The following is a 26,549-nucleotide window of genomic DNA, read 5'->3' on the forward strand; positions in this document are numbered from 1 at the left end:
ATTCTAAGCTTTATGAAAAAGATATTCATTGTACTGATCAGCACTTTCGTCTTTTTTTCCGCATGTAAAGAACATGCGGAAATACCAGTTGCTGAAGTTTTAAATACAGCCGGTATTGGCGCAGTAGGGCCTTATCTCACAAAAGATAATAAGGGAAATCCAGTACTTTGCTGGACAGAACAAGACAGTAAAGATTCTCTGTATAGATTAAGGTATGCTGTCTATAGTGAACAACAGGGAAAATTTGGTGCCTCGGTTACTGTTCCCGCTTCGGCGGGTAGCAGTATTCCGGCTGAAAGTATGGGAAAAATTGCATTTAAGGCAGATGGAACAATCATGGCTGTTTTCTCCAAACGTTTTCCTAAAGAAAAGAACCCTTATGCCGGCGCAATCTACTACAGTATGTCAACAGATAATGGTAAAAACTGGTCGAAGGAAGCTTATCTTCATTCAGATACTTCACACTCATACGGGCGTAGTTTCTTTGATCTGGCTACGTTGAAAGATGGAGAAGTTGCTTCTATCTGGTTGGACGGACGTTTTGGGAAAAGCATTAAAGGTTCTGCACTATTCTTTAGCAAAACCGAAAAAGGAAAAGGTTTTGGATTAGATACCTGCCTGGATAAAGGGACCTGTGAGTGCTGTAGAACGGATATCCTTTCTGACAGTGCAGGACGAATCCATCTGGCCTACAGGAGTATTATGTTTCCCTCAGCGTTATCCGGGAAACAAGTCCGGGATATGGCTTATAAATTATCCACAGATAATGGCAAAACTTTTAGCGATGCAAAAACCATCAGTAAAGACAACTGGGAAATAGAAGGTTGTCCACATTCAGGGCCTTCTCTAGCTGTCCTGAATAACACAGTTAATGCAGTTTGGTTTACTGCTGGCGGAAATCCGGGGCTATACTATACTTCTTCTGTTATTGGTGGGGATTTTCAAACCCGAAATCTGATCACAGCAACAGGTCGACATCCTCAAACACTCTCCCTACCTGGGGGGAAACTAGCAATGGTTTGTGAGGAGCCTGTAGATGCTCCGGCTGAGGAACCTATGAAAATGGACCACTCGAAACATGAAGGAATGTCGATGGGTCATATGCACATGATGCCTGCCAGTACAGCAAAGATTGTTTTAAGCGTGTTAAAAGATGGAAATGTAGAACAGACAATTGAGGTTACCGATGGGAAACAAGCGGACCATCACGCCGTACTTATCTCCTCAAGTAAGGGAATACTGCTCGCCTGGATCAGAGAAGAAAATGGTCGGTCTAAGATTTATTATTCAAAATTACATCTTTAACTCACCATTTTTTGCATTTAACCTGATCATGCAGCGAACATCATTTTTTCCAATATACATTTCGATGCAATAACCATTTGGATCCAGAACGGACAGGTTATCCAGCAACTGCTCAAAAGCCTGTCCAATCTGCTGCGGATCTTTTGCATAATCTGAAATATAATTACTCCGGTACATTCCTTTGGGAATTACCATTGATTCGAGGCCATATTCCTGGGCCTCGTTTTCATTTAATTGCTCTGCTGCTGCTTTATAAACAATGTTATGAAGACCGCCTTCGGGTCTGGAAATCCCAAAAAAGTGCCTTTCACCCGAAAAAAGAACACGGGAATGCAGTTGAACATGAGCTTCAGAAATCCCCTCGGGGAAAGAGGAGGCTGTTACGTACATAACCGGGATGTCATGGTCTAAATTATAGTTTTCCATAGTAGATCTGATTTGGTATCCTTAAATTTACGTCACATTTATGTTTTTTTATTGAAAATGAATGGATTTGTATCTGAAATTTCTAATTTAACGGGTAATTGAACGCTCATCTTTCTAATATTTACAAATAAATTCTACTAGATTTGTAGTCTATGCAGTTGAGCTATACAACAGAGTTGGAATTGTTGGAGAAACTTAAAGTTCAGAATGAAGCCGCATTTTCTGAATTGTATGCCCTGTATGTGAAAAAAATCTATGTGTATGTTCTTGGTATAGTGAAATCTCCCATGCTAGCCGAAGATATTGTTCAGGAAACATTTGTTAAATTATGGGAATCTGCAACTTTTGTACAAACAGACCGGTCCTTACAACCTTTCTTATTTACCATTGCGCGAAACAGGGCATTGAATATGATCAAAAGGGCCTCGAGAGAAAGTTGGGTAACAGAAGAAATCATTGAACATGCTGTGCACCAATCTGAAAATGGCTTACAGTATACAGAACGAAAGCAAACCAACGAGTATATAAATAAAGCCATAGCGCAATTACCTCCTCAGCGCAGGCTCATTTATGATCTTTGCCGAAATTATGGTTATTCCTACAAGCAAGCTGCAGAAAAACTTGGAATCAAAGACAGTACAGTGAACAGTCAAATGGTTAAAGCCATTAAAAGCATCAGGGAATTTATGATAAGAAATGGCGTATTCCTGCTGTTCTTCTAATTTTTTTAAGAAAGCAAAATTTATTTCTGTTTAGCGTACATGTAACGCCTCTGTTAATTGTAATACTATTAAACAGGAACAAAAAAATTGAAAAAGCCCATAAAAGAATTATTTGTACGTTTTATTGCTAACCGTTGCGATCCATCTGAAATTGAACAGGTTCGTCATCTTCTAAACAACGGAGGGTATGAAGAGGAATGGCAACAGGCAATGAAAGAAAGAGAACAAGAGATTATTCTTCCTCCTTCTTTGGCCCCGAGTCTGGAAGAGGGCAAACTTTTGTTGAAAATTCAAGAGACTATCCATTCGAAACCAATTGTCGTTCAATCCAATCCAAAACCATGGAAATGGTTATCGGCAGCTGCAGTATTGCTCATGACCTTAAGCATTGGAGTTTGGTATTTCAGGTCTGGAGTTAGTCCTGAAGGCAAGCTGGTTGCTCATAAAGAAATTCCGGCGGCTAAAGAACAGGCATTACATAAATGGATTAAACTTCCTGACGGTAGTTCTGTTCAGCTCAATAATGATAGTAAACTTGAATATCCGGATAGTTTTGAAGGACAACAAAACCGGGAAGTTACGCTAACTGGAGAAGCTTATTTCGATGTTAAACACAATTCTTCCCAACCCTTTATCATTCATACAGGTAAGATCAAGACAACTGTTCTGGGAACAGCATTTAATATTAAGGCGTATCAATCTGGCAGTGCTGTTACGGTTACAGTGACCAGGGGAAGGGTTAAAGTGGAGGATGATCAGAAGGTTCTTGCTATTCTTACACCAAACCAGCAACTGGCCTGGAATACTCAGACGCAGATACCTGCTAAAGTGAAAGTGGATGCAGAACAGGTTGTGGAATGGAAAAAACAGGATTTAATTATGGACGATGTTAGTCTGGAAGACGCTGCAAAATTAATTGAAGAACGGTATTCAGTTAAAGTTCATTTCAATAGCGACAAAGTAAAATCCTGCAAATTCACCGCGGCTTTTCTTAACCGGAATGAAATCACGCAGGTTCTGAATGTGATCGGGGATATTACAGGCGCAAAGATTATTTTAAAAAACAATATCGTCACGATTGACGGAAATGGATGTTAAATCCCATATAACCTAAACCAACCAACAAAAATGAAGAATAAAGATTCCCCTTAATATAGGGCCCTCAACCAGATGAAGCAGGTTCCGGCGGCAACCGGAACCTGCAGATGGTCTTAAATTTTCTTATCAGTTCAACCTAAAACCAATGCAATGTATTACAATTCTACTCGTTATGCAAGCCGGTCTGTGCCGGCTTTGAATTACACGTTTAATTTCAAAAAAATAAGTTTTTTTATGAAGATTAACGCAGTTATACTGATTACCATTTTAACCACTGTTACCAGCCTTATGGCTTCTGAAACCAGAGCCCAGACGCTAACTCAGGTAACCGTTACAGTAGGGTTAAAAAGAGGTACTTTACGCGATGCCCTAACTAAAATTGAACATCAGACAGACTTCAGGTTTGCCTATAAAAAAGAACTGATCTCCGGACTTAAAGAAGTCAATTTGCCCGAGCAGGTCCGTTCCGTAAGCTATACACTCGATCAGCTGCTTTCGGGAACGGGGATCCTGTATAAGCAGATGAACAATAGTATCATCCTGTATAAGGATCTGGAAAAGGAAACAGCTATGGCTTCGACCCAGGAACAGCGCATTACCGGTACGGTAAAAGATGAAAATGGGGTCGCTATGCCAGGTGTTTCTGTTCGGGTAAAAGGTCAGCCAAATGTGGTGACTACAAATAATGAAGGTAAATTCTCTATATCTGTTTCCGATAAAACAGCTTATCTGGTGTTCAGTTATATTGGTTATGCAACCCTGGAATATAAGGCCGAAGCTGGCCAGGCTATTTCCATTAGCCTTAAGCCAGACGTAGGTACGCTAGATGCTGTGGTCGTGATTGGTTATGGTACAACCACCAAAAGAAACAATACAGGATCTGTAACTTCAATAACCTCTAAAGATATCGCCAATCAGCCAGTTTCGAACCCTATAGCGGCTTTACAAGGCAGGGTAGCGGGCTTGGACATTAGCGGAACAAGTGGTTATCCAGGTGCTGATTATACCGTCAGAATAAGAGGGATAAATTCTATTACAGGAGGAAACGATCCCTTATATATTGTTGATGGAGTGCCTTTCGTTTCACAAACACTAGATCAATTTAGGGGAGCCAATGGCAATACCAGCCCGTTAAACAGCATTAACCCATCTGATATAGAACAGATCGATATTTTGAAAGATGCAGATGCGACTGCCATTTACGGTTCAAGAGGGGCCAATGGTGTGGTGCTGATCACCACTAAAAAAGGTAAAAGCGGAAAGACCATTTTTGATGCCAACATTTATAGTGGGTTTTCTTATGTAAATCGCCAGGTGAAAATGCTGAATACACAACAGTATCTGAACCTTCGCAGGCAGGCTTTTAAAAACGATAAGATCACCCCAGATCAGGATAACGCACCGGATCTTACCCTTTGGGATCAGAGTACAGACAACAACTGGCAAGATAAACTCATTGGAAATACAGCTAAACTAACGGAGGCACAAGCCTCTCTATCTGGAGGATCTGAGCAAACCAACTTTCTTTTTAGCGGAACTTACCGAAGAGAAACAACGGTTTTACCGGCAAGTACGCCTTATAATAAAGGCGCTGTAAACTTCAACCTGAATCATAAATCTGTTGACAACAAGTTTAATTTTACCACATCTGTAAGATATGTAGGAGACCAAAACAATTCCATTCCCTCCGATGTGAGCCAATATTACAATCTTGTTCCGAATTACCCCATTTACAATCCGGATGGTTCTTACTATTATCGATCTATTACAGATCAGAATCCTATAGCCTATTTTGAGCAAAAATATTTGTCAACCACTCAAAACCTTTCAGGTAGTGCCGTTGCAAAATATAACATCATCAAAGGTTTAAATGCCCAGATAAGTGCGGGTTATAACCGGATGACCATGAAGCAGACACAAACCTTGCCTGAAAAGTCATTTAACCCGGCATCTTATACTGTTAGCTATGGTTATTACGGAAACAGCAGTGTAAATTCCTACACCCTGGAACCACAACTCGACTATACACTTCCAATAAGCAAAGGGGTACTTAAATTACTGGCCGGAGGTACGCTTCAGTCTACCATTACCGAAGGTCAAAGATTGCAGGGAGAGGGTTTCCCAAGTGATGATCAGCTCAATAACCCTAATGCGGCAGTGAATCTTCTTTCTAAAACATACAATTATTCAGACTACAAATACAGTTCGGTATTTGGTCGTGCAACGTATAACTGGGATGAAAAATACATCCTCAACGGAACTTTTAGAAGAGATGGGTCTTCCCGTTTTGGTCCAGGTAAACGATTTGGGAATTTCGGCGCGATAGGTGCGGCCTGGCTGTTTGCTAATGAATCTTTTGTTAAAGACAACCTGAACTTCTTAAGTTTTGGTAAAATCAGAAGCAGTTATGGTACCGTGGGGAACGATCAGATTGGCGATTACCAGTATTATGATAGCTGGACAGCAACAAGTTTCCCTTACGCAGGATTGGGTACTTTGTTCCCAACACGTTTTGCTAACCCCAACTATCAATGGGAAGTGAACCACAAATTTGAAGCAGCCCTGGAACTGGGTTTTCTCAAAGACCGCATCTTGTTTACCGCCGACTATTACCATAATAAATCGGGAAATATGTTGATTGAATACGTATTGTCTCCTCAATCCGGATTCTCTTATTATGTAGCCAATCTACCTGCTGAACTGGAAAATAAAGGATTTGAATTTGAATTGAATACCATTAACATCAATAAAAATGATTTCAAATGGAACAGTTCACTAAACCTGACCATTGCAAGGAATAAACTCCTTAAATACCCAGGATTGGAAAATTCCTCCTTTGCAAGCAAATATTTTATTGGTCAGCCTATCAATGTGACAACTGGATTCAAGTCTACAGGAATTAACCCGCAAACTGGTATCCCTACATTTGTAGATAAGGATGGGGATGGTACTATCAGCGATCCTGAAGATATATTTGTGCTAGGTACTACTACACCAAAGTTTTACGGTGGATTTCAAAATACATTGACTTACAAGAACTGGAGTCTGGATTTCTTCTTCCAGTTTGTCAAACAACAAGGGCCATTATTGAATTATGGGTACCAGTCCACACCTTATGGAGCCCTTGGCAATAAAGACATCAGCGCCTTAAACAGCTGGACAACTCCAGGGCAGGTTACCGACGTACCAATTGCAACCACCACTACCGGACCAGCCTATCAGGCCTATACGCAATGGCGGCTTTCTAGTGCAAACTGGGGGGATGCGTCATTTATCCGTTTAAAAAATGTAGCCCTGAGGTATAATCTTGGCTCGCTGTTTAAAAATCTTAAAGTAAGAAATTTAACAGTTTATCTGCAGGGTCAGAACCTGTTTACCATTACAAAATACAAAGGTTTTGATCCCGAAACCAAAGGTCTGGTTCTTCCGCCGTTAAGCACCTATACTGCAGGTTTACAAGTTTCCTTTTAACCCTTAATTTTTAAATGATGAAAGCTATTAAATATATACTATTGATCATCACATTTACTGCAGCCAGTTCCTGCAAAAAATATGTAGATGTAGATGCACCAAGAACAGAACTTGCACAAAGCAGCGTATTTGTAAACGATAAAACCGCTATTGCGGCTATGGTAGGTGTTTATTCTGATATGAATGCCTATAACTATCAATTTGCCAATGTGATCACCATGTTTATGGGCTCCATGTCGGCAGATGATTTTACCTATGCAGCCACGTTGGCCGGGTTCGATGAATTTAAAAATAATACGGTAACTCCCGGCAACACTTATGTGAGCGGCATGTGGTCACAACCTTATGATTTTATATATCGTGCCAACTCAATTATTGAAGGTGTAACCGCATCCAATACTTTAAGTGCCAGCGTAAAAAATCAGTTGCTGGGTGAGGCGAAATTTATACGTGCCTTTTGCCATTTTTACCTGGTTAATATTTTTGGTGATGTACCACTTATTCTTGATACTGATGTGATTAAAAATACAGATTTACCAAGAACAGCAACAGCACAGGTCTACCAGGCAATCATTGCAGACCTGGTGGATGCCAAAAAATTATTATCCAGTGATTTTCCGGGCGGAGGGGAGCGAACAAGACCAGCCAAAGGAGCTGCAACGCTGCTGCTGGCACGTGCCTACCTGTACACAGGAAATAATGCCCAGGCTGAGATTGAAGCGGGAGAAGTTATTGCAGACAATGCCCATTACAGTATTTTACCTAAGGAAAAAATAAATGAAGTTTTCCTGAAAAACAGTAAGGAAGCCATCTGGCAGCTTCAACCGGTAAATATATCCGGAAACAGAAATACTTGGGAAGGTTTTACGATGACACCCGCCAGTATTACGAGTCCAACAGCTTATTACAGACTAACTAAAGATCCTGATCACGGACTTGTGTTTGCTTTTGAGCCTAATGATCTTAGAAAATCCAACTGGACAGGAAACTATACCACAGCAGCTACGCCACCATTAACCCATACTTACCCTTATAAATACAAAGTACGAACCAATCCAACGGTAACTGAATATTCTATGGTCCTGCGTTTTGCAGAAGCCTACCTGATCCGTGCAGAAGCAAGAATACAGCAAGGTAAATTACAACCCGGAAAAGAAGACTTAGATGTGATCCGCAACCGTGCTGGCCTCGCGCCGTTAACCTTACCAGCCAATATTGCAACAGGAATGCAGCAAGTAGAACAAGAGCGTAGAGTCGAGTTTTTTGCAGAATGGGGACAGCGCTGGTTTGATCTTAAACGTTGGAAAAGTACAGTTACAGCTGGGAAAACACGCGCAGATGATGTCCTTCCGGCAACTAAACCACTTTGGAAATCTACAGCTATTTTAATGCCTATCCCTACAGATGCCATTAAAACCAATCCTAATATGGTGCAAAACCCGGGTTATAATTAAGCGTAAAGAAGATGAGAAACATATATATCCTGATCTTACTTGTACTTGCCAGCTGGCAAGTACAAGCTCAGGTCCTCGAAGTGAGTCCTGAACAACCCGAAAGGGGAGAAAAAGTGACCATTACCTATCATACCGCTGCTGCCGGAGCTAAGATCAGCAAAACAGCAACGGAGGTGAATATCGTTTTTACCTATTCAACTTTTTATGAACTGCCCTGGAAAATGGCAATGGTAAAAAAAGGAGAGGATTGGGTGGCCTCTTTTGTTTTGCAACGTTATGCAACTTATGCGACTTTCTATATACAGAGTGGTGATATTGCAGAAAAACCATCAGAACAAAAACATTTTGAAATTCCAGTATATAAAGGAGGCAAAAGAGTGGCAAGCGGTTTACTTCATGAAGCCTATAGCCTAACGGCCCAAATGCCCAAATCAGCAGATATCGCAACGCTGAAAATTGCACTGCTGGAAAAGGAACTTCAAAATTATCCCAATAATTATGAAGCTAAAATTGCTCTGCTGAATACCAGGATCAACCTTTCCAAAAATCCTACAGAAAAACTTAAATACAGAAATGAGGCCAGAAGGATCATTGCTGCGAAATTTAAAGCTGACCCTACAACTATTGGAAATGTAAACCTGGTGACCATGGGATACTTGATGATCGGAGAGAAAAGCCGATTGGACTCAGTCAGAAAGGTAATTCGCGAAAGATACCCTAATTCTGATCTGGGCAAAGACCTCCGCGCTGATCTGATTGCTAAAGAAAAAGACCCGGCGCAAAAGATTCACAAACTGGAAGCTCTTTTGAAAACGGGCGATCAATCTGGTGGAGAAGGTTCCACCAATATCCACTCTTTACTGTTTGATCTGTATACCTCCGCTGGCGATTCTGTAAAGGCTTTGACCCATGCCGCCCGTTTGGTCACTAAAAACAGCCCTCAAACCCCGCAAAATTTAAAAGACATAGCGGAAAAACTAACGGAGCGCAAAATTGCCCCTGAACACGCTATTCAATATGCCCGCAAATCCCTTGATAAGGTAGCGCAATGGCCTGTGGGCATCATTCGGTATTTTCCTGAATTTGGACATATCCCGTCCTACGTTGCAGATAGCGTAAGAGCTAAAGCGGTTGCAGAAGCCAAATCAGCCTTGCTTTCCTTAATCGCATTAAACAAATTGTACCAGGGTGACAGCGTTTCTTCTTTAAAATATGCTACCGAAGCTTTAAACCAAAGTAATGGAAGAGAAGGTATTCTAAATTCAGCGGGAGTTTACCAGCAAACCGGTCGGCACCAGAATGCTTTTGATGCTTTGTGGAAGTTGTTGCTTAAGAATCCAACAGATACTGTTGTTTTGAAGCAGGCAAAGACCAATTTCATGAAATTCAATAGTTCTTCCGCAGAATTTGAAGCCAAGGTAAGCGAGTTGGAGAAACTGGAACTTGCACAGTTAAGAGAAAAACTTAAAAAGCAACTGATGAATAAGCCGGGGCCGGAGCTATCTGGTGTTACAGACCTGGAAGGTAAAACAGTTACACCAGAAATGATGAAGGGAAAGATTGTCATACTGGATTTCTGGGCCACCTGGTGTGTACCCTGTATGCAGGAAATGCCTTATTTTCATAAAGTATATGAGAAATATAAGGACAACCCTGATGTCATGTTTATGGTGGTGAACAGCGGTGCCAACAATACCCTTGCTGATGCAAAAAAATGGGCCGTGCAGAACAGTCATTATACTTTCCCGGTTTATTATAATACCGATAAGAACATAGGGGATAAGGTTGGGTTTACCCTAATTCCAACTATCGTAGTACTGGACCAGAAAGGGCAGATGCAGTTCAGAACCATTGGATTTGAAGGAGAGATCCTGCAGAAAAAACTGGCTGTGGAAATAGAGATCTTACTCGAGGCATATACGAAATAAAGTATAACGCAGGATGACGTTTCTGAGCGTCACCCTGCGTTATACTTTATTTCGTATATTCTTTTTCTAAAGAATATAGTAGGAACCTACTGGTGCCATTTCTGTTTGAGGGCGGTCTTCGTATAACTTGTTGTCGTCCAGCATCTGACATAAATCCCGTTCTATAACCCGGCAAATAGTCGTCGTTGGTGTATCAGTAGGCTTGTTTTCAAAAGGATCCTGAAGATGCACCGCCATCTTTTCTACCAGTAAGAAGAAAGCAGCAATAGCAATCACTACAGGAATTTCCACATAGCCAAAATATTCAATCAGACCAAAAGGCAACAGGATGATAAACAGGTGTATCGACATATTAATGTATTTGCTGTAGGTAACCGGAAATACAGTATTCTTTATCCGCTCACAGCCACCCATATGGTTGCATAATGCATTTAATGTCTTGTCAATTTCAATTTGCTGATATTTATTGATCCAACCCTCATTTAAAGCCCTTTTAAGATCGATAGCGTGAAGTTCGAGTAAGGCTACCAAGACATTTTTGTTTTTGATGAACTGCATTTCCTCCTTGGTCAGGTAACGTTCCAAGCCTTTATCTGCACGATGGTTTCTTAAAGATTGGCTCAATGCGTAACACCAGGCAATTTGCCGTTTCACAAAACGACTCTTAAAGATTTCTACTTCCTCCAGGTCATAGGGGTTTTCTACAAAATACAGGATCTGTCTGGACAAGCTTCTGGAGTCATTCACAATAGCTCCCCACAGGATCCGGGCTTCCCACCAGCGGTCATAAGCCTGGTTAGATCTGAAGGCAAGTAACAGTGATATAATTGTGCCTAGTAGTGCGGGTACCGCTACAGGAATCGTAATGCGTGTAACATGGAAATTCTGATAAAGGACAACAATACCTATGGAATAGGCAATTACAAAAATGAGTTCCTTTTTTATCTTTCCAAAAATATAAGTCAGCGGAATATTGTTTTTTAACAGCATAATAATCTTTTTTAAAAGGTGTATAAATTATACAGGAGAGGTTTGCAACTGAGGCTCGTGTATTTTGGTGTCTATTAAGGACTCTCTGCTGTAATCCTGCTCAGGAACAGCATAAGTGTCTAGTGAAATTACTTCACAGTCAGTACGTTCTGTAAGGAATTTTGGGTCAATGCTATATTTGTTGATTTTTTTGAAATCATAATGCCGGGGGTAGGCAATACAGTCCACTTCCAGTGCTTCAGTAAAATTTCTAAAAGCAACAGCTGTACTGCCGTAGAAATATTCTATACGGAAACTATAATCTGCATACTTTTCTTTATACTGACGGAGTTGTGTATAAAACTCGTCACTCACATTTTCGTAATCCCGGTTTCTCCTGCTCAGCATGAGCATATCTGTTATCGAATCCGATAACTTGAAAGCATGTAGAAAAATGATTTTTAACGGTTCATTTTTTAGATTTGCCACTAAGGCATCAATGATCTTTGTGCTTTCGGGATTAAAATCTGTTGGTACCAATACTGTTTTCATAATCTTGAAGGTTAAATGAATAATGATTTAATACAAGATTAGGCCTGAAGTATTACAACAGCATAAGAGTGAGATTAGAACCGCATTAGAATTTAAATAATGTTCTTTATTTTAGAGGAAGGAGTACTTTTATCTCTGTGCCCTCCATTACCGTGGATTTGATAGCAATACTCCCCTGATGCAAGCGGATGATATTCAAAGAAAGCGGAAGGCCTACACCATAGCCTTCATAATCATTTGTATTCGAAGCTCTGAAAAAGGGCTCAAAAATATGCTGGACATCACCTTCGGGTATGCCGATCCCTTTATCAATAACTGCTATGGAGAGTTTATTGGCCTTACACTCAATGCTCAGGTTTACCGTTTGATGGTTGGAATACTTACAGGCATTGCTCACGATATTACTAATGGCCAGCCTGATCAGGTTCCTGTTTGCCCGTATATTCAATTGCTCTTCGCTATCGGGCAATTTACTGAAATCAATTTCTATTTTGCTTTTAGGATAGACCTGGCCAACTGATGCCTTAATTTCCCAAAGCATCTCATCCATTCTCACATCTTCCCAGGGCTGGTTCTTACCGTTGAAACCTGATTGGGCCAAACCCAGCAGGCTGGTGAGGATATGCCCAAGTCTTTCTGTTTCGTCTTTTATCTTCAATAATGCAGTTTGCTGAAGAGGATCAGTATTGCTCTGCAAGGCCAATTCTACTTCTCCACTGATAATGGTTAAGGGGGTCCGGAGCTCATGGGAGGCATTACTTATGAAATTGTTCTGGGTCTCGAATGCAGTTTCCAGCCGGTTGAGCATATTGTTAAAAGTCTGTGCAAGCTGGGTCATCTCATCGCCTCCATTTTTAATATCTAAACGAAGATGGAGATTTTCTGCTTTGATCTTTTTTACGCTTTTTATAATGTTACGCAGAGGCCTGAGCATATAATCGGAGAATTTCCATCCCACCACAAAGGATAAGACAATGGACAACAGAAAGCCGGCAAGTAATATTTTTTGAAGATATTTTAACTCTCGGAAGCCAAATGGGTCATTGGCAGAGATGATCACGATATAGCCCTGACTCGGCCCCTGGAAATATTTACCTGCATAAAAATGATTTTCCACGCGATAACGTGCCATCTTGCCGGAATTGATTTGGTCATAGAAGCTGTTAGGAAGGTCTAAATCTGTTTTAATCGTACCCCTATTGCCTTTGTCAGCCTCTTGAATATATTCTTTTTCCGAAGGTAGCCGTTCCAGATAACGGTTTCTGATCTTAGCATAGGCCTCATTATTGCCATCATCATAGAGTTTAATCTGTGCGGCAATATTGACCCTTGCTTCCAGTCGTTTGTAAAAATCTTCAAAGGCAAATTCATTAGAAAAATACCAAACAAAGCCACTCAGCAATGAAATGATAATGGCTGATAAGATGGCAAATAATAAGGTGATTTTCTTGGCGATCTGCATTATTTATCTTTTAAAACGTAACCTAAACCAACAACTGTATGAATCAATTTCTGATCAGAAGGTTTATCTATTTTTTTTCTAAGGTAATTTACATATACATCCACCACATTAGTGCCCAGGTTAAAGTCGATATCCCAAACACTTTCCAATATATCTATTCTGGACAGGATTTTAGACTTGTTTTTTGCCATAAATTCCAGTAAACGATACTCCGTAGCGGTTAAAATGATCTCTACATCATTTCTCCTCACGGTTTTCGCTGTTACATTGATATACAGATCGGCGATATTTATGATCTGGTCGCTATTTACGATCCCACTGTAACGTCTGAGCAACATTCTGATGCGGGCAAAGAGTTCTTCAAATTTAAAAGGTTTAACAATATAATCATCAGCACCATTGTCCAGTCCAGTCACAATATTCTCAGTTGTGCCCAGAGCAGTGAGCATAATAATTGGAACACCGGGTTTTTCGTTTTTAATGATTTTGCAGAGTTCAAGTCCGTTGATACCCGGCAACATGATGTCAAGAATAATCAAATCGAAAGAATTATTTTTAGCCATCTGGGCACCAATCAGTCCATCGGGCGCTACACTGACCGAAAATCCCTCACCGGTAAGGCCCCGGGAAATTACCGAGACCACATTTGGCTCATCTTCTACGATTAATAAATTCATGTTCATGGTAAAGAATCTAAAAAAAATCGGAGATTACAAGAAAAATATGGCTTTTTAACTCAAGAAAGACTTTCGACAACTCATTTACATCATGAAACCTTTCATTGCTGCTTTAGCATAATCGCCCCAATCCTTCAACGCGGTACCCAAAAAAGTCTTAAAACCTTCGAGATCCATTGGTTTTCCTTTAACAGGCGGTTTGACCACATCTGCTGATACTGGTACATCACTGACTTTAGTTGCAAACCAAGTGATGTTTTCATGCGGTAAAGCGACGCCAAGAATCATACCCGGAAGTCCGCTGAATGATTCCGGTCCACCAGGAACAGGGATTTTATCGGTATAAAATGCAACTACATAAATAGAATCCATCATTATTCCATTAGCCCTTCTGCAGCTGTATCCCAGAATGTCACGTTTCTCATCGGTAATTTTCCAGGTAAACTTCCTGGTTTTATCTTTAATCAAAAAGGTTTCTTCATACACTTTTTTTTGTGTGGTGCTTGTTCTTGCCGATAAATCACTATAAATGATATTAGATTGAAGCGCAGAAGGTTCATCGCTAAAAAAGTATCCCTGCGATGTAGTTTTAGCATCAACTGGTGTGAACAGTGTTTTCTGGTCTGAAAAATTCAATACACTTTTCAATAGTTTAAACTGTGGCTGGTTTTTCTTAAAGACATCAAAAGCTTGTTCATAAAAACTATTGGGTGTTTTGCCCATATTCTTCATGATCAGGGCATACATATTCACTTTCTTTTCATATTCAATAGTCCCCTGATGAATAAACCTGGCATTCTGTGCGGCCAATCTGTTTCCAAAACAAAGCGGCAGGATCATAAGAGTGATATAGATCAGTTTCATCTTCATTATTTTTGTGTTTTTCCGCCTCCCATTTTGTTAAAGTCCCAAATTAGGGAGCATAGGAAATATCTTTTAATAGTGGTGTAGTTGGTTTGGGTGATCATATTGCCATAAGCGCTTCGGTTAAAACCGGTATTCTGGTTCAAAAGGTCTTTTCCCGAAAAGGACAGCCGCAGATTCTCTTCTTTGAAGAACTTCTTGGTGATCGAAGCATTCCAGGTAAAACGGCTAAAGTTTTCGTTGAAGGATTCCGTCTTTCCTTTGAATTCATAATTCCCATCCGAGCCCAGCTCCATTTTAAATGGCAGAAAGACAGTAAAGGAAGAATTGCCATTAAATCCCCAGCCGTTATTGTTTAAGTTCTTTTGTAGAGAAGATTCGCTGGTGTTGTAATTGGGCCCCATGTTCAAGTAAAAACTATACTTTTTCTCTTTGTATTTGGAAACGTTGATCCCTCCTGAATAGGTATAAGATTTCGTTTTGTTCAGTTCCGTATTGGAATAGTTGTAAGAGGTATTTCCATTGGCATTCACATAGAAACCAAAGCTAAGGTCTATAGACTTGATTTTGTTATCCAGATTTGCATAGAAATAAAAATCAGAACTATTTTTGCTGGTTAGGTTGATAGACTGGTAAGTAGACTTACCAGCAGAATCCGTTGTTACATTGCTCACAATAGGATTCATCGTAAAGCCATAAGAGCCATTTACCCAAAGGTAAGTAGAACTCAAAACTTTATAAGAATTATAGCTCAAATTAAAACGATTGGTAAACGAAGGCTTCAGGTTTGGATTACCCATAGTAATGTTCAAGGGATCTGTATTTACGCTTACCGGCTGGATCTGATCTATCCGGGGTTGTGAGGTATTTCCGTTATAGTTAAAGCGCAGCGACTTTTGCTGGGAGAATTTATATTGATAGGAAGCCTGAGGACTCCAGTTTATGAAATTTCGGTGCAAGCTTCCATTAGTATATTCATCAAGCTGATTAAATTGGACAGCTGTTACCTTACTCCCAAAGTTGATAATGGTTTTGTCTTTATTGTAGTTAAAGATCAAGCCAAACTGATTGCTCAGCTGGTCAAGTTTGTAACGATTACTGTACACACTATCCAATATGGTATATTGTCCGGGAGCAGAAGGATTAAAGGATTTTCTATCCTGTAAGCTATTATTGATGCCTAAGCCATAGTTAAACAAAGCAGAAAAATAGGCAGAAATAGGTTCCGAGTAAGTGATATTGGAATTAAATACATTGGTTTTGGATCGGTTGGTCTTATACTGGTCTATAATTTTTGTACTGTCCGGCAGCAATATGCCCTGATCATCATAAAATTTATTGGTAGATTTTAAGAATCCATTACTTTCTGAGTTGCTGATGTTTTCTGTTAAATTTACAGATATGCTTCTTCCTTTTTTCTTAAACTTTCTGTTCCAGAAAACGGTTGCTTTAAAGAGTTTTTCATCGCTTTTATTGTCAAGGCTGCGATTACTCTCATTTAACAATACATCATTCTCTCTTCTGGACGAACCGATATAGCTGCTGTTCTTTTCACTATTTTTAAAAGTTGCCTCGGCAGAAACCTTTAAGGAAGATAGCGTGTCGAGTTTAATTTCATACTTGACATCTCCTTTTTGCCTGAAGGCATAATTGTTAAAAGATTCATCAGAATTGTTTTTGATCACATTGCCGGGAAGATTGTTTTGGGAAAGCACATTTTTGGTTCCATCTACATTCATAGATCCTATTTTGTAATTGGCATTAATGGATTCTTTATCGGTATTCCATTTTGCATCATAATGCGCACCGCCAGATCTAACCAGGGGAATCCCTTGTCCATCATATCTGCCGTCAAATGAATCCAGTCCGCCATCTCCGTCAAAATAAAACATCATGCCTCCATCGTCGGTGAATTCCATATTACCCGAGGTTCCATACTTACTATTATCTTGCCAGCCTAAACCAGTTTTTCCTGTATTGCCTAGGGTACCATAAGCAGAAAATTTCTTCTTTCCTTTAAACAGGTTAAACATTGCCTGGCCTTCATAATTTTTCTCGGTACCAAGCCCTGCATCTACTTTTCCAAAATACCCCTGTTTTTTGTCTTCTTTTAATTTGATATTGATCGTTTTTGATTTTTGGCCATCATCTATACCCGTAAAAGTGGCCTGGTCACTTTTTTTATCGTATACCTGCACTTTATCCACCATATCACCCCGTATATTTTTGGTCACCAAGGTAGGGTCATCTCCAAAAAACTCTTCACCGTCAACCAGTACTTTATTTACGGTTTGGCCTTGTGCAGTGATCTTTCCGTCTTTATCGATTTGTATGCCAGGCAGCTGTTTGAGCAGATCTTCTACTTTTGAATTGGGCTGTATGACATAGCTGGAGGCATTAAATTCCGTAGTATCTCCTTTAATTTTAATGGCGGTAGCTTTACCTTTAATGATTACACCTTGCAGCAGGTTGGCTATTAGTGTTAAACTGAGCTTTTCAAAATCTTTTTCCCTGTGCGTAGAATCCAGTTTGAAATTTTCAACATAATCCGCATAGCCTGGATAAGTAACCAATAGAATGAACTGTCCTGGAGAGAGCCGATCTATATTAAAGGAACCATTTTCAGCTGCAAAACCAAAGTTAACCAAGGTGGAATCTTTTGCGTTGAGTACGGATATACTGGAATTAGCAAGTTTTGCGCTATAAGCGGTATCGACTACAAATCCTTTGATCTGGTAGTTGTTGTTCTGCGCATGCAGGGAGAAAGAAACTCCAATAATGAGGAGTACCAGCGAGAGCATTAATTTTTTCATACAGGTAAATTGTCTTAACCAAATTAAGGTTATTCGTTTGTCTGGTCAAGTCTTTTAAGATCTTTTAACTTTTTTTAACATGTTGGAAAGTAGTAGGTTAAATGTGTGGTCGAGGGGTTTTGTTGGTGATGACACCGGGGCAGATGCATACCAGAGTTGGGGCAGATTGAAGGGAGATTCGCAGAAAGTACTGTTTTGTGGTTCTGATATGGTTCTGATGCGAAAGAACTGTGAATGTCGTGCTTTGAAAATATGTTTTGTGATTTCGCTGAATCTTGCAGATTCTGAGGCTCAATCATAAAAACATATTCTCTTGGGTGCAGACCGGGAGGGTAGCTAGAATGGATCTCCCAGGCTCCTCGCCTCATGCCTTCTTATTAGCATGGGATTCATTTCCATTTTTCTTAATGCCGAGATTAACACATCTCTGATTGAACTGGTATGGGAATTTCATGACCCATCCATTGGTATTGGGCATAAGGCAATCATTGTGGTTTGTGTGCTGTGTTTTCTATTGAAAGAAGATAAAATTAGTAGCTATTTGTGTCAAACAATGATAAAAGAGTGCCAATCAGTTCCAATAATAGTGCTTTAACCTACTCGGTGCCGTTACCTGCGGCTTGAATAGGGCATGATGCTCATTTCTGAATGGCTTTTACTAGCCTGGATGGAAAGATAGTGAGTACGAGTGTTTACTTTGCAATTTGAAATCGTGCCTCGGTGCATGGCACAATTTCCATGAGTACAAATAAAAAAGCAGCCTCGTGATCATATCGTGAGACTGCTTTTGAATAAATACCTTATTCTTAATAACCCGAATTCTGATGGAATTCTTTAGTTACATCTAAAGTAGACTGTGGAATAGGAAAAATCCTTCTAAAAGGTTGAGACACTGGTTTTGCACTGAAAGGCTTTTCGTATTTTCCAAAGCGGATCATTTGTGGGCGTCTGTAAAGCTCCCAGTAGGTTTCAAATGCAATTTCTCTGTAAAGCGTAGCTTCATCAAGTGAAGGGATAGCCACACCCGCGGCACCACCATAAAGAGATTCCCTGGTTCTTGAAGTACGCAGCAAGTTGATATCACTCAGTGCAGGACCAGTCTGTCCTTTACGGAAATAAGCTTCTGCCCTCATGGTATAAATAGCACCTAAACGAACTAACGGAATATCCACATTACTGGATCCATTACCTTCTTCAGGATCGAACTCATATTTAAATACACGAACACCGCGGTTGATCTGGTTCTGCGCAAATACAGCCTGTGTAGGATTGCTGAAATTCAGTTCTGGCGTAAAATCCATACGTGTACCGGTACTTTTTTCCATATACAGTTCAGAAACTTTGATCCTTCCATCGGTAGTCATTTCAAAACCTCCTGAAGATGTCAGTTTTGGTCCATACTGAGGGCCGGCTATAATACCTCTGTTGAAATGAAACCAAGGTAAATTATTGCTTTTAGGTACGATATCCGAAGCCGGAACACTACCTTCAGCATTGTTCATAAACCAGGTTCCGTCACTGTACTGATATTTTCTGGAAAATCTTGGGTCTTCATGATAACCATCCCATGTCGCATAAAATTCCGGAGACATACAGGCCGCATTGGTTCCCCTGTTTGCCGGTGAAGCTCTTTGGTTACGCTCCATGGAAACATAAGCGAAAGAGTTGGACCCATTTCTGATGTAATCGATTTTCTGTGTAACCACAAAGATCAGTTCCTGTCCTGCTGTATTATTGATCGAAAAGCTATCAAAATAATTGCTGGCCAAACGGAATTTTCCGGAATTGATGAGCAGAGAAGTATAATAAATTACCCTGTCCATGTCTGTATCGGTACCGTTAACAGCCTTCTCATTAAAATTAAAAGAAGCGGCATAGCGGTCTTTATAAACCGCACGGTTTAAATACATATTGGCCAGCAAGCCATAAGCGGCCTCTTTGGTAAACCTTCCATTGTGTGTGGACTGTTGTCCAAGACTGGCCAGATTAGGGATTAGACTTTCTACCTGCAAGATCAGTTCATCTATGGCAACAGGAGCTTGTTTAATTTCCAAAGGCGCATTCTCATTGGAAGGATCCCGGTAAGGCGCCTGTCCAAACAGATCGAGTGTAGTGTAAGTATAGTAAGCCAATAAGCCTTTTGCTTCAGCAAGATATAGAGTTTTTTCTGCGATGTTACTGCTGTTTACCGCTTTTATGGCAGTCAAAGCCCTGGTGATGCCGTTGGTGAGCATATTCCAGTTGTCGGTTACAATGGCATTATCAGGTGCCCAGGTAAATTCGTGCATAGACCTCCATTTCCCACCATCTCCCCAGTCACTTCCGCGGGTAGGGAGCAAAGCTTCATCTGTGGTGTACTCCTGCAGCGCAAAAACAGCACCATGGTCTACAAAAGTTCCTTTGCCCAGCCTGTCATAAGCTGCAGCTAAAGCACCTGCGGGGCTGGAGGCATCTTCGCCCAGTACCTCGTCCAATACCTTTTCATTGAGTTTTGTACAGTTGCTCAAAAAGAACACCCCCAACAGACACAAAATAGTTTTAAATAATTTGTTCGTCTTCATTTTTATAATTTAATAGTTGCGCCAAAAAGAAATGTTTTTGCAGTTGGATAGCTGGAATAATCAATACCTAAAGACTGGTTACCACCTGATGCTTTAGGGCTGTTGATCAATGGATCATAACCGCTATAATTGGTAATGGTCAACAGGTTTTGTCCAGTCACATAAACGCCCAAACCATGCAACCATTTCAGCTTATTAATTTTAAAATTATAGCCTAAACGGGCGGAGTTTAATCGGATAAAATCTGATTTTTCCAGATACAAGGTAGAAAGCTGTGGCGAATTGGCTGGATTTGCTCCTGAATCAAAATATTTCACCGCTACGTTTCTGTCAGAAGCAAGGTTGTTGATGTTCAATGCATTTAATCCAGTGTTGTTCACCAGATAGCCTCCCGTTTGTCCGATAATAGAGAAGGAGAAATCAAAGTTCTTATAAGTCATTTGGTTGTTGATGCCATAAGTGAATTTTGGTAATGCACCCTGGATGATCACCCGGTCTTTGTTATCGATCACGCCGTCATTGTTCACATCTTTGAAAATATTATTTCCTTTTGCATCAAATCCAATGTGTTCCAGCAAGTAAAATGATCCGGCTGCATAACCGCTTTTGTAAATGTTCGCAGCTACTCCAGACTGTCCCGGACCAGATATAGTACCTGATAGAATCTCTGAAACCGGAAGGTTTTTGATCTTATTGTTCAGTGTTGCGCCGTTCACATCTACAGACCAGGTAAAATCACGCTGGTCGATCAGCTTTGTACCCAGCATAAATTCGAGACCTTTATTGACGATTTTACCGTCAATATTTACCCATACGGTATTGGTAGGGCTCAACACCTGCGAAGGAATATTCAGGATGGCGTCAGTCGTTGTTTTATTGAAATAATCCAATGTTCCGTATAGTTTCCCATGCCATAAAGCGAAATCAAGCCCAACATTGTATTGGGTAACGACTTCCCATTTTAAATTTGGATTTGGTGTCCGGGTTACCGATACCCCATTTACAAGACCCAGATCGCTGTTCAGGTAATAGCCATCTGTAGGAGAAAGAGCATAACTGGCTTTGGTGATTTTATTCTCAACCTCCTGGTTACCAGTTTGACCCCAGCTGGCCCGTAATTTGAATTCTTCCAGGACAGGAATACTCTTCATAAAATTCTCCTGGGCTATGTTCCAGCCTAAGGCGAACGAAGGGAAGTATCCATATTTGTTATTCGCCCCAAAACGAGTTGAACCATCTGCGCGTAAGGAAGCTGTTAACAGGTATTTGTTGTCGTATGCATAGTTCACCCTGGAAAAGAAAGACTGCAGTTCATTCTCCTGTGCGAAACCAAATACCCCGGTTTGTTTACCTGAAAAAGCAGGGTTGTTTTCTGGTAAAACACCAGCATCTGCACCTGCTATCCCTTCAATATTAAAACTATTTCCTCCTCTTTCAAATTTTTGATAAGAAAATCCAGCCAGAGCCTCTATTTTGTTTTTTCCGGTCAGCAAGCTGTAATTCAGATAATGTTCCAGCAAAGTGCTTTTGGAATTCATATTGTACTGAACATATTTTCCATTTGGGTTAATGTCAGTCAGATTGGGAAAAATGGTTGTTTTTCTTTCTGCTGTAGAACGGTCCAGCCCCAGATTAAGTTTATATTCCAGGCCTTTGGCAATTCTAAAAGAAACATCCATATTTCCCAATACCCTTAATGTTCGCGTAATATCCCTGTATACACTGAGCAGGTAAGCAGGATTATAATGCGCGTTCATATTGAAGTTGGTATATTTTCCATTGTCATCAAAAACAGAACGGGTTGGATTGGCCATCAGGGTATGAATAATAAGCTGTCCGTTGGAACCACCATCATCACTTGTTGGAACACCATTATCTCTGGTCTCACTGGCGGTCAGGTTCACGCCAACTTTTAAACGCTGTTCATCCAGAAAGGATTCAGAAGCATTGATCCTTCCTGAAGTCCGTCTGAAATCACTGTTTTTCACAATCCCTTCCTGGTCCATTTGTGCAGCAGATACATAGTAATTTCCAGAATTGGTTTGTCTGGAAAAAGACAGGGAATTGTTCCTGGTTTGCGCTTTCCGGTAAATTACATCCTGCCAGTCTGTATTACCGCCATGATCAAAGGCTTTATCCGTTATTGCGGTGCGGTACTGGTCTGCAGAAAGTACTTTCAGCTTATGGGCTACCGTTGAAAAACCTATATATGAATCTGCAGTTAAACTTCCTTCTCCTTTTTTACCCTTCTTAGTGGTTACTATAACAACTCCGTTGGAACCTCTGGCTCCGTAAATAGCTGCAGCTGAAGCATCTTTGAGAACGGAAATGGATTCGATATCGCTGGTATTTAGAAAATTAAGTGGATTTTTTGCTTTTGAGGAACCAAAACCTACATTCTGGCCACCCGGGCTAACATCGTCGTTGGTTAGAGGAACCCCATCTACCACAAATAGAGGCGTGCTTCCGCTTCTGATGGAGCCGACCCCGCGAATGGTCACATCAACACCTCCACCCGGCTCGCCGCTGCTGTTTACAACTCTTACACCAGCAACTTTACCTTGTAGCAGGTTATCCGCAGATACCACAATCCCTTGTCTGAAGTTCTTCTCATTCAATTGGGTTACAGCACCGGTTACATCTTTCTTGGTTTGTTTTCCATAACCAACAATCAGCACTTCACCCAGCTTTGATGCGTCAGGATCCAGCTTAATCGTTAATATCGGTCCATCGATATTCACTATTTTGTTCTTGTAACCAATAAAGGATACCTCCAGTGTTTTAGACCTTACGCCTTTAATTTCAAATGCGCCGTCAGCATTGGTTACTACTGCATTTTTTGTACCCTGTTCTTTAACAGTTGCACCAACAAGAGGAAGATTTTGTTCATCAATTACTTTTCCTCTGATGGATTGCTGGAAAGTGTGGGCAGTAGCAGGTACTTTTTCTTTTTTATTTTTGCTGATCAATACCATCTTATCTATAATGGTAAATTTGAAGTCTGCTTCTTCAGATAGGTTTTCCAATACTTCCCGGAGCGGTTTGGAATAGGTTACAGCATACGTCTTTTTGTCTGCAATAACGGCTTCACTATAGCTGAATTTGTAGCTGGTTTGCCGGCTCAATTGTAAAAAGATATTTACAAGGGTTTCATTTGTTGAAATGATTTTTGTTGGCAAGGTCTTGTTAGCCAGTGTTTTTGCATCTGTGCTTTGAATAAAGAATAAAGCCAGCGCTAAAAAACATATTTTTTTAAGGTTTAAAAAAGTATATTTATAATGCATATTTAAGTTATTAATTTGTTTGATATCTTAATACTAACCGTGGTTGTTACAGCAACTGCGGTTTTTTAATTACTTACATTTATTCTTTCTCCATAGGGTCTTAGTTTTAAGTGTGTGATATAATTGATCTGATCCAGTATATTCTGAAGGGGTAATCCATCTTTGATGTAGAGTGTTATTCTTGTGTTTAGGATCTTTTCATTTTCAGTAGTAAAGCATACTCCATATTTAAAGCCCAGCAGGGTGAATACCTTATCTAGTGAAACCTGGTTAAGTTCGATATCTTTCTTATACCAGCTGTATAAGGACATATCATCAGTTCTCTGTTTTTTAAGGCCATCTGCACTCGTAAAAATTGCATATTCATTGGGTCTTAAAAATGTCTTTTGTTTTTTAGTGTACACGCTAACATGTCCGGTCACCACGGTAACTGTAGATTTGTTATGATCCAGACTGATATGGAAAGAGGTTCCCAATACCTTTGTTTTGATTTGAGGAGAGGTGATGATAAAAGGGTGGGAAGGATCCTTTGCAACCTTAAAAAATGCGTTGCCTTTCAACAGTTCTACTGATCTGATCTTACCGTTAAAATGCTCGGGATACCTGAATATAGAGTGGGCCGCAAGATAAACCAATGTACCATCGGTAAGTTTTATAGAATCCGTAACCGAAGCCGTGCGCATCAGCAATTCTTTGGGTTGCTGATGCGGAGATCTGAATAAAATGCCTAAGCCCAGTATAAACGTCAGTACTGCGGCAATAGCATATTTATAATAACTTTTAAAAGCGGCTTTAACAAGAGTACCTCTTTGGATGTTTTTGTAAATATGAGTTGAAATATCAGCTTTTGAGCCCATTTCTCTGGCATCCCATTTGGATCCGCTGTATTCCTGCTGCATAAAATCATCCAGTAGTTTTTTTTCTGCGGATGAAATGGTGGGCTCATTGTTTTTATCTGTGAGATAATCGAAGTAATGTGTGATCTTTTTTGCCATTGTACTTATGTTCGCCTATAAGTACCAAAGCAGGTATAAAAGTACTATCGATAATTGTTACGATATGATTAAGGTATTGTTAACATGCAGAAGTACAAAAAGACCCATCGGGATGATCAGTCCTGGTGTTTCCCCTGCCTGGATTCTTAACTGCTTTAATGCCGTGGAGATTTGGTTTTTTACAGTTTGTTTGGACAAGTTCAGTTCGGCTGCAATTTGCTCTATGCCCATCTCCTTTATTTTACTCATGATCAGAATCTCTTTTCTTTTTTCAGGAAGACTTTCCAGCAAGGTATAGAGTTTGTCCAGAAGCTCGGTTTCAAAGGTCGGAATATGATCGATAAAATAAGCCTCAAATTTTTCCTCAATAATAGAGGTATCAAAGCGCTTGTTTCTGTACTCTTTCAGTACCTGATTTTTGGCTGCCCTGAATAGAAAATGTTCTGTAGATAAAATTTGGAGGTCTGTTCTTCTCTCCCAGAGATTAGTAAAGATATCCTGAACGATGTTTTGAGAAATATGTTCGTCACGAGTCATCTTGAAACAAAAAGCATATAGCTTTTCCCAATGCTGGGTGTAAATACTTTCAAAAGTCTTAGAGGTTATCATATGCTAAACATGGGCTAAGATACTTGCGACGTGTTAAGCAGATGTTAGTGATAAAAAAAGAAATAGATTATCCTTACTTTTAATACACTTAATGCAACTCATGATGAAACAATTATTGATTCTGATTCTTCTTTTGTTTACTAATTTAATTTATGCGCAGGAATTAACAGTTTCCATTATTGGTAGTTCTGATTCCAGCCTGCATGTTCTTTACCTGGGGAGTGGCCTCCGTTATTTTGAACAGGAGAAAATCTATACACTGGATTCGAAAGGAAAAACTTCCATTATAAATAACCTGACTTCTCCGGCGATGATCAGGCTGACCAATAAAGGGGAGTCCAGTTTGGTTTTTCTGAAACCAGGTAAAAACCTGGAGATTTTTATAGGAAAAACGGATGGCAAACGCTTCTTTAAAGCCAAAGGAGCAAATGCAGCAGGGATCGAACTGCTACAAAATATTTCACATCCTTTTTATCAACAGAAGGCCGGGCAATATTATAAAGCAGATAGTTCCGTGACGGAAATAAAAAAAGTTATCATATCAGATATAGCGCGTGAAATTAAACCCTTTGATTCTTTATTAAGGATTAGGGAAATTGACCAGGATTTTTATAAATATATCCGTACTGATATCGATTATTACTATGCATCTGTATTGGCTACTGTTGTCTTTTCTCAATATTACCTGACCACATTAGACAAAAGCCATCCACGTTATAAAGCAAAACTTAGAGCTGATTATGAAGCTGAATGGCCAAAGATCTACGGAAAATATCCACTCAACACCTCTGCCATGGTTTTTCCGGATTTTTATTATTATGCATTTGATTATACCACATGGTATAACCTCATGTATCAGGCTCAAAAGGAAGGAAGGTATAACGAACCATTCAATGCTAAAAATAGGTTTAACAAGACCTATAATGGTTTCGCAGAAAACTTTAAAGGAACAGTGCTGGAATATCTTCAGGCAAGATATATTCATGACCAGGCCATGCAAAAACAGTATGAGCCTCAACTCCTGGAGCTCTATAATCGCTTCCTGAAATCTTATCCTGAAAGTGCCTATATCCGTTATCTGAGTCCGTTAATTGAAGATATTCATCGTTTTCAACACGCAGCAAGCCAATCACTGCAGGCAGATCAGGAACTACTGGCTAATGTCAATACCCTTGATGAACTGGTTTCCAGATTTAAGAATAAGCTTGTTTATGTAGATATGTGGGCCACCTGGTGCGGTCCCTGTAAAGCAGAGTTTGAATACAATCCTGGCCTTCAGAAATTTCTGAAGGCAAATCAAATTGAAATGCTCTATATATCGATGGATAAGCCGGAGGCCGATCAGCAGTGGCAGCAAAT

Annotated in this window: 19 protein-coding genes; 8 read left to right on the top strand and 11 right to left on the bottom strand. The window is 40.1% G+C overall.

The window, feature by feature from the left end; all coding sequences use genetic code 11:
- Positions 1-1,305: sialidase family protein (locus DBR11_RS11175; protein WP_108552609.1), on the top strand; the 1,305-nt coding region annotated here is incomplete at its 5' end.
- On the opposite strand, the gene DBR11_RS11180 is transcribed toward DBR11_RS11175, so the two are convergent.
- Positions 1,294-1,731, bottom strand: coding sequence for a transcriptional regulator (locus DBR11_RS11180; protein WP_108552611.1), 438 nt, complete (start codon positions 1,729-1,731; stop codon positions 1,294-1,296). The two genes, DBR11_RS11175 and DBR11_RS11180, sit on opposite strands and share 12 nt — an antisense overlap.
- Before the next feature lie 152 nt (positions 1,732-1,883).
- On the opposite strand from DBR11_RS11180, the gene DBR11_RS11185 reads away from it, so the two are divergent.
- From DBR11_RS11185 to DBR11_RS11205, 5 genes are all read left to right on the top strand, one after another.
- The gene (locus DBR11_RS11185) at positions 1,884-2,453 is read left to right on the top strand and encodes an RNA polymerase sigma factor (protein WP_108552613.1); all 570 of its coding nucleotides are present in this window, start codon (positions 1,884-1,886) and stop codon (positions 2,451-2,453) included.
- Between the two features lie 87 nt (positions 2,454-2,540).
- Entirely contained in the window at positions 2,541-3,551 is a 1,011-nt protein-coding gene (locus DBR11_RS11190; RefSeq protein WP_108552615.1) for a FecR family protein, read from the top strand.
- A 234-nt stretch (positions 3,552-3,785) separates the two neighbouring features.
- Positions 3,786-7,022 carry a TonB-dependent receptor gene (locus tag DBR11_RS11195; protein ID WP_233260721.1) on the top strand — a complete coding sequence of 1,079 codons (3,237 nt, stop codon included), beginning with the start codon at positions 3,786-3,788 and terminating at the stop codon, positions 7,020-7,022.
- Between the two features lie 14 nt (positions 7,023-7,036).
- Positions 7,037-8,476, top strand: a complete 1,440-nt coding sequence (locus DBR11_RS11200; protein WP_233260722.1) for a RagB/SusD family nutrient uptake outer membrane protein — start codon at positions 7,037-7,039, stop codon at positions 8,474-8,476.
- A gap of 11 nt (positions 8,477-8,487) precedes the next feature.
- Positions 8,488-10,404, top strand: a complete 1,917-nt coding sequence (locus DBR11_RS11205; protein WP_108552619.1) for a TlpA disulfide reductase family protein — start codon at positions 8,488-8,490, stop codon at positions 10,402-10,404.
- Between the two features lie 66 nt (positions 10,405-10,470).
- Here DBR11_RS11205 and DBR11_RS11210 read toward each other — a convergent pair whose 3' ends face one another.
- The 6 genes from DBR11_RS11210 to DBR11_RS11235 all read right to left on the bottom strand — a co-directional run bounded on the left by DBR11_RS11210 (position 10,471) and on the right by DBR11_RS11235 (position 17,741).
- On the bottom strand, positions 10,471-11,394 hold the full coding sequence (locus DBR11_RS11210) for a bestrophin family protein (RefSeq protein ID WP_108552621.1): 924 nt from the start codon (positions 11,392-11,394) through the stop codon (positions 10,471-10,473).
- A gap of 27 nt (positions 11,395-11,421) precedes the next feature.
- Positions 11,422-11,925 (bottom strand): hypothetical protein, encoded by a 504-nt coding sequence (locus DBR11_RS11215; protein WP_108552623.1) that lies wholly within the window; start codon positions 11,923-11,925, stop codon positions 11,422-11,424.
- 106 nt (positions 11,926-12,031) lie between these two features.
- Complete coding sequence (locus DBR11_RS11220) at positions 12,032-13,387, bottom strand: HAMP domain-containing sensor histidine kinase (RefSeq protein ID WP_108552625.1); 1,356 nt, start codon at positions 13,385-13,387, stop codon at positions 12,032-12,034.
- Positions 13,387-14,064 (bottom strand): response regulator transcription factor, encoded by a 678-nt coding sequence (locus DBR11_RS11225; protein WP_108552641.1) that lies wholly within the window; start codon positions 14,062-14,064, stop codon positions 13,387-13,389. The genes DBR11_RS11220 and DBR11_RS11225 overlap by 1 nt, the downstream gene beginning before the upstream one ends.
- A gap of 84 nt (positions 14,065-14,148) precedes the next feature.
- Positions 14,149-14,928 (bottom strand): GLPGLI family protein, encoded by a 780-nt coding sequence (locus DBR11_RS11230; RefSeq protein WP_108552643.1) that lies wholly within the window; start codon positions 14,926-14,928, stop codon positions 14,149-14,151.
- Between the two features lie 5 nt (positions 14,929-14,933).
- Positions 14,934-17,741 carry a TonB-dependent receptor gene (locus DBR11_RS11235; RefSeq protein WP_108552627.1) on the bottom strand — a complete coding sequence of 936 codons (2,808 nt, stop codon included), beginning with the start codon at positions 17,739-17,741 and terminating at the stop codon, positions 14,934-14,936.
- Positions 17,742-17,820: 79 nt separating this feature from the next.
- On the opposite strand from DBR11_RS11235, the gene DBR11_RS11240 reads away from it, so the two are divergent.
- On the top strand, positions 17,821-18,042 hold the full coding sequence (locus tag DBR11_RS11240; protein WP_108552629.1) for a hypothetical protein: 222 nt from the start codon (positions 17,821-17,823) through the stop codon (positions 18,040-18,042).
- A gap of 505 nt (positions 18,043-18,547) precedes the next feature.
- Here the strand turns inward: DBR11_RS11240 and DBR11_RS11245 are convergent.
- From DBR11_RS11245 to DBR11_RS11260, 4 genes are all read right to left on the bottom strand, one after another.
- Positions 18,548-20,302: a RagB/SusD family nutrient uptake outer membrane protein gene (locus tag DBR11_RS11245; RefSeq protein ID WP_108552631.1), complete on the bottom strand. Its 1,755-nt coding sequence runs from the start codon at positions 20,300-20,302 to the stop codon at positions 18,548-18,550.
- Positions 20,303-20,304: 2 nt separating this feature from the next.
- Positions 20,305-23,586, bottom strand: a complete 3,282-nt coding sequence (locus DBR11_RS11250; RefSeq protein WP_108552633.1) for a SusC/RagA family TonB-linked outer membrane protein — start codon at positions 23,584-23,586, stop codon at positions 20,305-20,307.
- A gap of 65 nt (positions 23,587-23,651) precedes the next feature.
- Positions 23,652-24,581, bottom strand: coding sequence for a FecR family protein (locus DBR11_RS11255; protein WP_108552635.1), 930 nt, complete (start codon positions 24,579-24,581; stop codon positions 23,652-23,654).
- A gap of 57 nt (positions 24,582-24,638) precedes the next feature.
- Positions 24,639-25,190, bottom strand: a complete 552-nt coding sequence (locus DBR11_RS11260) for a sigma-70 family RNA polymerase sigma factor (protein ID WP_108552637.1) — start codon at positions 25,188-25,190, stop codon at positions 24,639-24,641.
- 100 nt (positions 25,191-25,290) lie between these two features.
- Here DBR11_RS11260 and DBR11_RS11265 point away from each other — a divergent pair.
- The coding region (locus DBR11_RS11265) for a thioredoxin domain-containing protein (protein WP_158275268.1) at positions 25,291-26,549 on the top strand (1,259 nt) is incomplete at its 3' end.

The sequence above is a fragment of the Pedobacter sp. HMWF019 genome (assembly GCF_003061025.1).
Lineage (GTDB): Bacteria > Bacteroidota > Bacteroidia > Sphingobacteriales > Sphingobacteriaceae > Pedobacter.